The organism is Pseudomonas sp. OE 28.3 (assembly GCF_014268205.2).
In the GTDB taxonomy this organism is placed as follows: domain Bacteria; phylum Pseudomonadota; class Gammaproteobacteria; order Pseudomonadales; family Pseudomonadaceae; genus Aquipseudomonas; species Aquipseudomonas edaphica.
The window spans coordinates 5,544,704-5,556,322 of sequence record NZ_CP077082.1 but is presented as its reverse complement, the minus strand read 5'-3'; the positions used below and the strand labels follow the sequence as shown (position 1 = coordinate 5,556,322).

The following is an 11,619-nucleotide window of genomic DNA, read 5'->3' as shown; positions in this document are numbered from 1 at the left end:
GGCGGCAGTTTATAGGGATTCGTGCAAGGTTTGGCAGAATTGCTCCACCAGTGCGCTCGGCGCCTGCGCGCAGGCAAGGGCCACGGTACTCAAGCAGTCCGGGTCCGCCAGGGACAAAAAGTGCAGGTTGGCCGGCGCTATGTCCTGCATGGATTTTGGTAACAAGGCAATTCCGAAGCCGGCCTGGATCAGCTGCAATTGCGTGGTTTTGCGCGACATCACCCGCGCTGCCTTGGGGAAAAATCCTGCGCGCATGCACAGTTCGGCTGACAGATAACTCAAGCCGCCACGTTGGGGGTGCGGAACTGAAATAAACGCTTCGTCCTTGAGCTGTGCCAGTTCGACAGGTGTATCACTGCCTGCCAGCGGGTGATTGGGCGGCACCGCCAACACCAGTTGTTCGCTATATAAAGGCACCACGCGCACGCCTTCGCGCTGTCGCAGCACCGGTAACCGTAAAAGGCCGACTTCCAGGCGCCCGTCGGCAATTTCTTCAAGTTGCGCCTCGGAAGACAGTTTGACGATATCCATCGATACGCCGGGGCAACGCTGCAGCCAGGTGCTGATGCCGTGCAGCAATGGCCCGCTCATCGGCACGGTGCTCGAATGGCTCAGGCGCAGGGTGCCAAGCTGACCCTTGCCAACCAGGGTGGCCATCTCGCTGGCCTTGAGCAGCTCGCTCAGCAGGTTGCGCGCCCTCGGGTAAAAGGCTTCGCCCGCCGCCGTCAGCCGGGGCTGGCGCGCGGTGCGTTCGAACAGTGAAGTTTGCAGCTGGGTTTCCAGCGCCTTGATCTGGCGGCTCAGGGCCGATTGCGCCACGAACAAACGCTCGGCGGCGGCGCTGAAGCTGCCGCTGTCGGCGATCTCTACGAAGTAGCGCAGTTGGCGGGTCGAGATCACTTGTCATGCCTTTTCAAGATAAGTGGAGGGCTTTGAAGATATTAGTCGCAACACTCGGCGATGGCTAAAGTGTTGGTTATCTCTTTCAAGGAATACGACATGAGCCCGGTTGAGCTGATGAGCCAGTGGTCGTTCAGTGGTGTCGATTGGCTGGTCATCGGCCTGGGTGTGGTGCTGGCCTATATCGTCTTCGGTATTGCAGGCTTTGGCACGGCGCTGGTGGCGGGGCCGATCCTGATTGTGTTTATGCCGCTGTCGAAGATCATCCCGCTGCTGGTGCTGCTGGATTTTGTCGCGGCCTTTGGCAATCTGCTGCAATCGCGGCGAGACGTGAACAAGCCCGAGCTGCTGCGGTTGCTGCCATGCATGGCCATCGGTTGTACGCTGGGCGTGATCTTTCTGCTCAACCTGCACTCGGATCTGCTGTTGCTGCTGATGGGGGTGTTTATCAGCGCCTATGCGATCTACAGCTTGTCGGTGAAGGCGCGGCCCACTCAGCTTTCCAAAGGTTGGTCGATTCCAATGGGCACCGTCGGCGGCCTGTTTGGTGCGCTGTTCGGCAGCGGCGGCTTTTTATATGCGATCTACCTCAACAGCCGTTTGCCCAAGGATGCGGCGCGGGCCACGCAAAGTGCGTTGATCAGTTGCAGCACGGTGGTGCGCTTGAGTCTGTTCCTGATTGCCGGGGTGTATGCGGACTTGCCGTTGCTGTTGTTGGCGCTGTGCCTGTTGCCGGCGATGGCCCTGGGGCTGTGGTGTGGGCGCAGGTTGACGATGCGGATGTCCCGCGAAGCCTTTGTGCGCTTGGTGACATGGTTGGTGTTGGCCAGTGGGATTGCATTGATTGGGCGGTATTTGAGCACTTGACCTGTGTGGGGTAGGGATTAAGCTGCCAGGCTTCAAGGCCTCATCGCAGGCAAGCCAGCTCCCACAGGTGAATGCATTCCAAATGTGGGAGCCGGGCTTGCCCGCGATGTCGGCAGTCGCCACACCGCAGGGCTCCCAAGCACCATGAACTCCCAAAGCATCCTTGTCCCCAAAATCTCCACCTTGCCCGTCCACGAACCCCGCGCCCGGGCCATCGTGCGTTGGCTGGTGCGCAAGAACATCATCAAGGAAGAGCTGACCACCTGCGGGCGCACCGGCAACCGCATGGCCTACGCCCTGGCCGACGGCGCCCGCGCCGTGGTGCTGCACCCCGAAGCGCTGCCGTTCAACGAGCCGATCAATGGCCTGGAGATCATCTACAAGCGCTGCATCTACACGCCGGCCAAGGGCTTTCTCGAAGAGGCCGGCTGCCCGGAGTGCCTTAAAGAAGTCGGCGAGGCGCTGTTCGAAAGCCTGGAAGACTGGATGCCCGGCCACACCGATAACTTCACTTGCCCGTTGTGTGGGCATGAAGATGACATCAATGGGTTTCTATTCCTGCAGGAATGCGGGTTTTCCAACCTGGGGTTTATCTTCAACAACTGGGCGGAGGCAGGGTTCAAGCAGAGCTTTATCGACGAATTTGCCGACTGGTTGGACCAGAAGATGAGTTGGGTCAAAGTCGAGCTTTAACCTGATCGTTCCCACGCTCCTGCGTGGGAATGTATCCCGTGACGCTCCGCGTCACCATAGCGCAAGACCCCGGACGCGGAGCGTCCCTGGCGGCATTCCCACGCGGAGCGTGGGAACGATCTAGCGCTGCAGGTTTTATCCATCTATCAGTATTACCAAGTTTGTCAGAGTTTTACATTGAGCCCGACAGGGTGCATGTATATAATGGCGCGCTTCCATTTTCCCGCTCGGGAGCCCCCGCGATGCTGCGTATCAGCCAAGAAGCTCTGACATTCGACGACATTCTCCTCGTGCCCGGTTATTCCGAGGTGCTTCCTAACGAAGTCAGTCTCAAGACCCGCCTAACCCGTGGCATCGAGCTGAATATTCCTCTGGTTTCCGCTGCCATGGACACCGTCACTGAAGCCCGTTTGGCAATCGCCATGGCTCAGGAAGGCGGCATTGGCATCATCCACAAGAACATGACCATCGAGCAGCAAGCTGCCGAAGTGCGCAAGGTCAAGCGTTACGAAGCCGGTGTGGTGAAAGATCCAATCACCATCGAAGCCGACGCCACCGTGCGTGATCTGTTCGACCTGACCCGCCTGCACAACATCTCCGGCGTTCCAGTACTGCACGATGGCGACCTGGTCGGCATCGTCACTTCCCGTGACGTGCGTTTCGAGAACCGTCTTGAAGTCACCGTCCGTGAAGTGATGACGCCTAAAGAGCGCCTCGTTACTGTCAAGGAAGGCGCCGACAAGAACGATGTGCGCGAATTGCTGCACAAGCACCGCATCGAGCGCGTGCTGATCGTCGACGACAAATTCGCCCTCAAAGGCATGATGACCGTCAACGACATCGAAAAAGCCAAGGCTTACCCGCTGGCCAGCAAGGATGACCAAGGTCGTCTGCGCGTCGGCGCTGCGGTCGGCACCGGTAAAGACACCGGTGATCGCGTTTCGGCCCTCGTGGCTGCCGGTGTTGACGTGGTGGTGGTCGACACTGCCCACGGCCACTCCAAAGGCGTGATCGACCGCGTTCGCTGGGTCAAACAGAATTTCCCTGACGTACAGGTTATCGGCGGCAACATCGCCACCGGCGCAGCCGCCAAGGCCCTGGCCGAAGCCGGCGCCGATGCGGTCAAGGTCGGTATCGGCCCTGGCTCCATCTGCACCACGCGTATCGTCGCCGGTGTAGGCGTGCCGCAAATCAGCGCCATCGCCAACGTTGCTGCTGCCCTTGAAGGCACGGGCGTTCCGTTGATCGCCGACGGCGGCATCCGTTTCTCCGGTGACCTGTCCAAGGCCATCGTTGCCGGTGCTTCCTGCGTGATGATGGGCTCGATGTTCGCCGGTACCGAAGAAGCACCAGGCGAAATCGAACTGTTCCAGGGCCGTTCGTACAAGGCTTATCGCGGCATGGGTTCGCTGGGCGCCATGTCCCAGGCGCAGGGCTCTTCCGACCGTTACTTCCAGGACTCCTCGGCAGGCGCCGAGAAGCTCGTACCGGAAGGCATCGAAGGCCGTGTGCCGTACAAAGGCACCCTGAGCGCGATCATCCATCAATTGATGGGCGGCCTGCGTTCCTCGATGGGCTACACCGGCAGCGCCGACATCGAAGAAATGCGCACCAAGCCAGAGTTCGTACGGATCACCGGCGCCGGCATGGCTGAATCCCATGTCCACGACGTGCAGATCACCAAGGAAGCGCCGAACTACCGCGTAGGTTGAGGCTTCCAGCAAAACGTTAAGTAACCGGGGCTGTTCTTTCAGCCCCGAGTTGTTTCTGATTCATTAGACGAGACTGACTTCATGGCCCTCGACATTCACGCCCACCGCATCCTGATCCTCGACTTCGGTTCCCAGTACACCCAACTGATCGCCCGCCGCGTGCGTGAAATCGGCGTGTACTGCGAACTGCACCCGTTCGACATGGACGACGAAGCGATCCGCGAATTCGCACCGAAAGGCGTCATCCTTGCCGGTGGCCCCGAGTCCGTGCACGAAGCCAACAGCCCGCGTTGCCCGCAAGCCGTATTCGACCTGGGCGTGCCCGTCTTCGGTATCTGCTACGGCATGCAGACCATGGCCGAGCAACTGGGCGGCAAGGTTGAAGGTTCCGAACTGCGTGAATTCGGTTATGCCCGTGTCGACGTGGTCGGCAAGAGCCGCCTGCTGGACGGCATCGAAGACCACATCGACGCCGACGGCCTGTTCGGCCTCGACGTGTGGATGAGCCACGGTGACAAGGTCACCAAGATGCCGGAAGACTTCCACATCCTGGCCAGCACCCCGAGCTGCCCGATTGCCGGCATGTTCAACGACGAGCGCGGCTATTACGGCGTGCAGTTCCACCCGGAAGTGACCCACACCAAGCAAGGCGGCCGTATCCTGTCGCGCTTCATCCTCGACATCTGCCAGTGCGAAGCCCTGTGGACTCCGTCGAAAATCGCTGAAGACGCCATCGCCAACGTGCGTGCCCAGGTCGGTACCGACAACGTATTGCTCGGCCTGTCCGGCGGCGTTGACTCCTCCGTGGTTGCCGCGCTGCTGCACAAAGCCATCGGCGACCAGCTGACGTGCGTGTTCGTCGACAATGGCCTGCTGCGCCTGCACGAAGGCGAGCAAGTGATGGCCATGTTCGCTGAGAACATGGGCGTCAAGGTGATCCGCGCCAACGCCGAGGACCAGTTCCTCAACAACCTGGCGGGCGAAAGCGACCCAGAGAAGAAGCGCAAGATCATCGGCCGCACCTTCATCGACGTGTTTGATGCCCAGTCCAACAAACTGGACAACATCAAGTACCTCGCCCAGGGCACCATCTACCCTGACGTGATCGAGTCGGCTGGCGCCAAGAGCGGCAAGGCCCACGTGATCAAGTCCCACCACAACGTGGGTGGCCTGCCGGAGGAGATGAACCTCAAGCTGGTAGAACCACTGCGCGAACTGTTCAAGGACGAAGTCCGCCGCCTGGGCCTGGAACTCGGCCTGCCCTACGACATGGTCTACCGTCACCCATTCCCAGGCCCGGGCCTGGGCGTGCGCATCCTGGGTGAAGTGAAGAAGGAATACGCCGACCTGCTGCGTCGCGCCGACCACATCTTCATCGAAGAACTGCGTAAAGCCGACTGGTACCACAAAGTCAGCCAGGCCTTCGTGGTGTTCCAACCGGTGAAATCGGTGGGCGTTGTGGGCGATGGCCGTCGTTATGCGTGGGTTGTTGCACTGCGTGCCGTCGAGACTATCGACTTCATGACCGCGCGTTGGGCACACCTGCCGTACGAGCTGCTGGAGACTGTCAGCGGCCGTATCATCAATGAAATCGAAGGTATTTCGCGCGTGACGTATGACGTGTCGAGCAAGCCGCCGGCGACGATTGAGTGGGAGTGATCCTGCGCTAGCAGGTGAATGCTGAATAACAAAACCCCGGCCATGTGCCGGGGTTTTGTGTTTCTGGAATACGCCAGATCAAACAACACTGATCGAAGTGTGGGAGCGGGCTTGCCCGCGATGAGGGCCTATCAGGCAACACATCGATAACTGACAGGACGCCATCGCGGGCAAGCCCGCTCCCACATTTGATCTTCTTTCGGCTTTAGCGCCGCGCAATATCCGAAAAGTAAAACTTATCCAGCGTATGCCGCGACTCGGTGTACTCGAACTGCCTGCCATCCTGCAAAAACGTCTGGTTGCTCACCACAATCACATGGCTTTGCCCATCCAGATCCAGATGCGCCTGGTCGTCCTTGCTGCGCGGCAGGGCTTCGATGGTGCGCTGCGCATAACTGATCTGCAGCTCCAGCGTCTGTTCGATAAACGCATAGATCGACTGCTCGGCGATGTCGCGGTCCAGGCCGGGGATCAGGTCAGCCACAAAGTGGTTGATGTCCAGGATCACGCGTTTGCCGCCGATGCGCCGTACCCGTTTGATGCGGGTAATCAGAGCGCCGGGCGCGGCTTCGATGTGTTGCAGCAGCGAGCCTTCGAGCGGGAACTGGCTGAATTCGACTACTTCGGTGCGTACGTCATCGCCCAGGTCAGCGTGGGTTTCGTGGAAGCTGACGATGCCGCCCAGTTGGAACTCAATGGGGTTGGGCGACAACACAAACGTGCCCTTGCCGTGGATTTTTTGCGCAAAACCACGCTCCTGCAACTGCTCGATGGCGCGGCGCACCGTGCCACGGCTGGCCTGGTAGGCGTCCATCAGTTCGGTTTCAGAGGGAAGGCGCGTACCGCGTTGCAGGCGTTCAGTGGTGATGCTGGCAAGCAGATCCGTATAGATCTGGTTGTATTTGCTCATGGGGATGGCTCTGTGCCGGCTTGATGAAAGTGAACGGCGGGTTCAAGGCAGGAACCTTAGTGGCAGAGGTGGGCTTTGTCCATTGGACCTGCGTGGAATTAGGGAAATGTCTGACTTCAAATTCAGAAAAATAAACTTTATGTAACTCGTACAGACGAGTTATTGATTTAACTCGTACATACGAGTACTTTTGCCCACGGCGTGCTGCCAATGACTGCCCCCAAATAAAAAAACCAAAGTGGAAACCAAGCATGAGCCACGACTATTCCAATATTGCCCGCGAGATTCTCGAGAACCTCGGGGGCAGCGACAACCTTGAGCAAGCCGCCCACTGCGTGACCCGCCTGCGCCTGGCGCTCAAGGACCCGAGCCTGGTCAACAGCAGCGCGTTGAACCAGGTCGATCTGGTCAAGGGCTCGTTCTTCACCGGCGGCCTGTTCCAAGTGGTGATCGGCCCCGGCGAAGTGGAAAAGGTCTATGCCGCCCTGCGTGAGCAGACGGGTCTTGCGGCTTCGACCATCGCTGACGTCAAGCAGAAGGGCGCCGACAAGACCAACGCCATGCAGCGTCTGGTGCGGGTGTTCTCCGACGTGTTCATGCCGATCCTGCCCGCGCTGATCATCGCCGGCCTGCTGATGGGCGTGAACAACCTGATGGGCGCCAAGGGCATGTTCATCGAGGGCCAGACGCTGCTGGAGGCGTATCCGAACCTGGATGGCCTGTGGAGCCTGATCAACCTTATGGCCAACACCTCGTTTGTGTTCCTGCCGGCGCTGGTGGGCTGGTCGGCGGCCAAGCGCTTCGGCGGCAGCGAAATCCTCGGCATCGTGCTCGGCCTGATGCTGGTGCACCCGGACTTGCTCAACGCCTGGAACTACGGCAAGGCGGTGGCCGGGCTCGATGGTCAGAGCCTGCCGTACTTCGATATTTTCGGTTGGTTCAAGATTGAGAAGGTGGGTTATCAGGGCCAGATCCTGCCGATCCTGATGGCGGCCTATGTGATGAGCGTGATTGAAAAGTGGCTGCGGGCACGCGTGCCAAACGCCATCCAACTGCTCGTGGTGCCGATCACCACCATCGTCGTCACCGGCGTGCTGGCGCTGGCCATCATCGGCCCGGTGACCCGTCACCTCGGCATCCTGATTACCGAAGGCGTGGTCACCCTGTTTGACCTGGCGCCGATGGTTGGCGGGGCGATTTTCGGCCTGTTGTACGCGCCGCTGGTGATCACCGGCATGCACCACATGTTTCTCGCCGTGGACCTGCAACTTATCTCCACCCAGGGCGGCACCTTTATCTGGCCGATGATCGTGATGTCCAACCTGGCCCAGGGCAGCGCCGCACTGGGCGTGTTCTACATGACCCGCAACGCGCGGGACAAAAGCATGGCCTCGACCTCGGCGATTTCCGCTTACTTCGGTATCACGGAACCGGCGATGTTCGGCGTGAACCTGCGCTTCAAATTTCCGTTCTATGCCGCACTGCTCGGCTCGGCGCTGGGCAGCATTTTCCTGTCGCTGAACAAGGTGACGGCCTCGGCCATCGGCGTGGGTGGCTTGCCTGGGTTTATTTCGATCATTCCGCAGTTCATCCCCAGTTTTGTGATCGGGATGGTCATCGCCATGGTCGTGCCGTTTGTTCTGACCTGTGCGTTGAGCATGAAGATTGTGCGGCCGGGGTATCGCGTCGCTTGATCGATCGCTATCGCAGGCAAGCCAGCTCCCACATTTGAATGTGTTCACACATCAAAGTTGGAGCCGGGCTTGCCCGCGATGAGGCCCTCAAAGCCAGCACACAACTCAATTGAAGGAACCCACCATGCAAGACTGGCAAGACTCGGTGATCTACCAGATCTACCCCAAAAGCTTCCACAGCCACGCGGGTAACGCCACCGGTGACCTGCTGGGCATCGTGGACAAACTCGATTACCTCAAGTGGCTGGGCGTGGATTGCCTGTGGATCACCCCGTTCCTGCGCTCGCCGCAACGCGACAACGGCTACGACATCAGCGACTACTACGCCATCGACCCCAGCTACGGGACCATGGCCGATTGCGACCTGCTGATCAGCGAAGCGGCCAAGCGCGGCATCAAGCTGATGCTCGACATTGTGGTCAACCACACCTCCATCGAGCATGAGTGGTTCCAGCAGGCGCGCAGCAGCCTCAACAACCCGTACCGCGACTTCTATATCTGGCGCGACCAGCCGAACAACTGGCAATCCAAGTTCGGCGGTTCGGCCTGGGAATACGAGGCGCAAACCGGCCAGTACTTCCTGCACCTGTTCGACCATACCCAGGCCGACCTCAATTGGGACAACCCCAACGTGCGCGCCGAGGTGTACCAGTTGATGCGCTTCTGGCGTGACAAAGGCGTGGGTGGCTTCCGCCTGGACGTGATCAACCTGATCTCCAAGCCTGCCGATTTCCCCGAAGACAACACCGATGGCCGCCGCTTCTACACCGACGGCCCGAACGTGCATGAGTACCTGCAGGAAATGCACCGTGAAGTCTTCGAAGGGCACGACCTGATCAACGTCGGCGAGATGTCGTCCACCAGCCTTGAGCACTGCATTCGTTATTCGAATCCGGCGTCCAAAGAGCTGTCGATGACCTTCAACTTTCATCACTTGAAAGTCGATTACCCGAACCTGCAAAAGTGGGTGAAGGCCGACTTCGACTTCCTGCAGCTCAAGCAGATTTTTTCCGACTGGCAACTGGGCATGCAGGCCGGTGGCGGCTGGAACGCGCTGTTCTGGTGTAACCACGATCAGCCGCGAGTGGTCTCGCGTTTTGGTAACGACGGCGAGTACCGCGTGGTCTCGGCCAAGATGCTCGCCACTGCGCTGCACTTCCTCCAGGGCACGCCGTATGTGTACCAGGGCGAAGAGCTGGGCATGACCAACCCGGGTTTCGACAAGATTGAGCAGTACCGCGATGTCGAGACCCTGAACATCTTCCGCCTCAAGCGTGATGCCGGTGAGTCCGAGGCGTCGAGCATGGCGGCGATCATGCAGAAGTCGCGCGACAACAGCCGCACGCCAATGCAATGGAACACCCAGGCCAATGCCGGTTTCAGCAGCGGTGAACCGTGGATCGGCATCCCGGCCAACGCGGCGCAGATCAACGTCGAAAGCCAGCTGGATGACCCCGATTCGGTGCTGCATCACTACCGCGCGCTGATTGCGTTGCGTCGTCACGAGCCGCTGATCCAGGAGGGCGTTTATCGCCAACTGCTGCAAGACCACCTCCAGGTCTGGGCGTATCTGCGCGAAGGCGATGGCGAGCGCTTGTTGGTACTCAACAACTTCTACGGCACAGCCTGCGAAATCCAACTGCCGGAAGGCGTCATCAGTGCGGCGAACGAGCAACGCCTGCTGATCAGCAATTACCCCGACTGCCCGTTGCGTTCGAGCACGGTGGTGTTGCGCCCGTATGAATCGTTTGTGCTGCACCTCAAGGACTGAGACCCGCTGCATCCCCCGTATGGGAGTGCGGGGGCGCTTCACCAAAAAAACATAATAAAAATATCGGAGTGCTTCATGAAAACAACAATAAAGCTGGGCCTCATTGCTTCATGTCTTACCGCACCTTTTGCCGTTCAAGCCCTGGAGTTTGCCGGCTACTTGCGCAGCGGCGCGGGGACTTCAACAGGCAGTGGCAAGCAACAGTGTTTCCAACTGCCGGGGGCGCAATCCAAATACCGCCTGGGCAACGAATGCGAGCAGTACGCCGAACTCGAGTTGCGCCAGGACCTGTTGACCCTCGACGACGGCTCGGTGCTGAGCGTCGATGCCATGGCATCGCTGTACAACAAATACGACCGAGCCCTGAAGTTCCAGGGTGAGGACAACGGCTCGGCGCGCATGCCGCAGATGTACGCGCAGTGGTCCAACCTGCCCAGCCTCAATGGCGGCTCGGTGTGGGCGGGGCGCCGTTACTACAAGCGTAACGACATCCATATCTCCGACTTCTACTACTGGAACCAGAGCGCCACGGGCGGCGGTGTCGAGGACGTCAAAATCGGCGACCTCAAATACAGCTACGCGCTGTCGCGCAAGGACAACCTCTACCAGAAAGAATACGCCACCCGTCACGACTTCAACGTGGCAGGCTTCAAGACCAACCCCGGCGGTGAGCTGGAGTTTGGCTTGAGCTATATAGAAAAAGCCGGCGGGCGTGAGGCCAACAGCGGTTGGGCGATCACCGCGCAGCATGTGCAAAAACCGTTTCTGGGCGGCAAGAACAAATTCGCCTTGCAGTACGGCGAAGGCCCCGGCACGGGTTTGGGCTATACCGGCGATACCGCCTTGGACAAGAGCAGCAAAAGCTACCGCGCCGTGGAGTTTTTCGACTGGCAGGTGACGCCGCGTTTCGGCGGGCAGGTCGAGGCAGTGTATCAAAAGGATATCCGCCCGGGCAGCCAGGACCAGACCTGGATGTCCATCGGTGTGCGCCCGGCATATGCCATCAGCGAACAGTTCAAACTGGTCACCGAGCTTGGGCATGATCAAGTCGAGGCCGCCGGTGGTACGCGCAAGCTGAGCAAATTTACCTTCGCCCCGACCTGGTCGCCCAACGGCCCGGATTTCTGGGCACGGCCGGAAGTGCGGTTGTACTACACCTATGCAACCTGGAACGAAGCGGCCAAGCGCGCGGCGAACGAACTGGCGGCGGGCTCGGCGTTGTCCGACACCGGCGCCTACGGCACGGCGCGGCATGGCTCGAATGTGGGTGTGCAAGTCGAATATTGGTGGAAATAGCTCGGTTTTAAGTGAACGCTTTTTAGGTGGGAGCTGGCTTGCCTGCGATAGCAACCCCTCGGTCTTACTGAGACACCGAGTCGCCGGCATCGCAGGCAAGCCAGCTCCCACAGTGGA

The 11,619-nt window shown here is 59.6% G+C and carries 9 protein-coding genes; 7 read left to right on the top strand and 2 right to left on the bottom strand.

Annotation, left to right across the window (positions count from 1 at the left end; all coding sequences use genetic code 11):
• Positions 1-9: 9 nt before the first annotated feature.
• Positions 10-900, bottom strand: a complete 891-nt coding sequence (locus HU759_RS24920) for a LysR family transcriptional regulator (protein ID WP_186617301.1) — start codon at positions 898-900, stop codon at positions 10-12.
• Positions 901-999: 99 nt separating this feature from the next.
• On the opposite strand from HU759_RS24920, the gene HU759_RS24915 reads away from it, so the two are divergent.
• From HU759_RS24915 to guaA, 4 genes are all read left to right on the top strand, one after another.
• Positions 1,000-1,767, top strand: a complete 768-nt coding sequence (locus tag HU759_RS24915; RefSeq protein WP_017134676.1) for a sulfite exporter TauE/SafE family protein — start codon at positions 1,000-1,002, stop codon at positions 1,765-1,767.
• Between the two features lie 144 nt (positions 1,768-1,911).
• Positions 1,912-2,460 (top strand): hypothetical protein, encoded by a 549-nt coding sequence (locus HU759_RS24910; protein WP_015885727.1) that lies wholly within the window; start codon positions 1,912-1,914, stop codon positions 2,458-2,460.
• A 242-nt stretch (positions 2,461-2,702) separates the two neighbouring features.
• Complete coding sequence (gene guaB / locus HU759_RS24905) at positions 2,703-4,172, top strand: IMP dehydrogenase (protein WP_016977684.1); 1,470 nt, start codon at positions 2,703-2,705, stop codon at positions 4,170-4,172.
• An 81-nt stretch (positions 4,173-4,253) separates the two neighbouring features.
• A complete protein-coding gene (gene guaA, locus HU759_RS24900; RefSeq protein ID WP_017134673.1) occupies positions 4,254-5,831 on the top strand; it encodes a glutamine-hydrolyzing GMP synthase in 1,578 nt (525 codons plus the stop codon).
• Positions 5,832-6,036: 205 nt separating this feature from the next.
• On the opposite strand, the gene treR is transcribed toward guaA, so the two are convergent.
• Complete coding sequence (gene treR, locus HU759_RS24895) at positions 6,037-6,741, bottom strand: trehalose operon repressor (protein WP_017139697.1); 705 nt, start codon at positions 6,739-6,741, stop codon at positions 6,037-6,039.
• Between the two features lie 251 nt (positions 6,742-6,992).
• On the opposite strand from treR, the gene treP reads away from it, so the two are divergent.
• The 3 genes from treP (at position 6,993) to HU759_RS24880 (ending at position 11,502) form a co-directional block, all read left to right on the top strand.
• A complete protein-coding gene (gene treP, locus HU759_RS24890) occupies positions 6,993-8,435 on the top strand; it encodes a PTS system trehalose-specific EIIBC component (RefSeq protein WP_017139698.1) in 1,443 nt (480 codons plus the stop codon).
• Positions 8,436-8,559: 124 nt separating this feature from the next.
• On the top strand, positions 8,560-10,206 hold the full coding sequence (gene treC, locus HU759_RS24885) for an alpha,alpha-phosphotrehalase (RefSeq protein WP_186617299.1): 1,647 nt from the start codon (positions 8,560-8,562) through the stop codon (positions 10,204-10,206).
• A 75-nt stretch (positions 10,207-10,281) separates the two neighbouring features.
• A complete protein-coding gene (locus tag HU759_RS24880; RefSeq protein ID WP_169985223.1) occupies positions 10,282-11,502 on the top strand; it encodes a carbohydrate porin in 1,221 nt (406 codons plus the stop codon).
• The last annotated feature ends 117 nt before the right edge of the window (positions 11,503-11,619 follow it).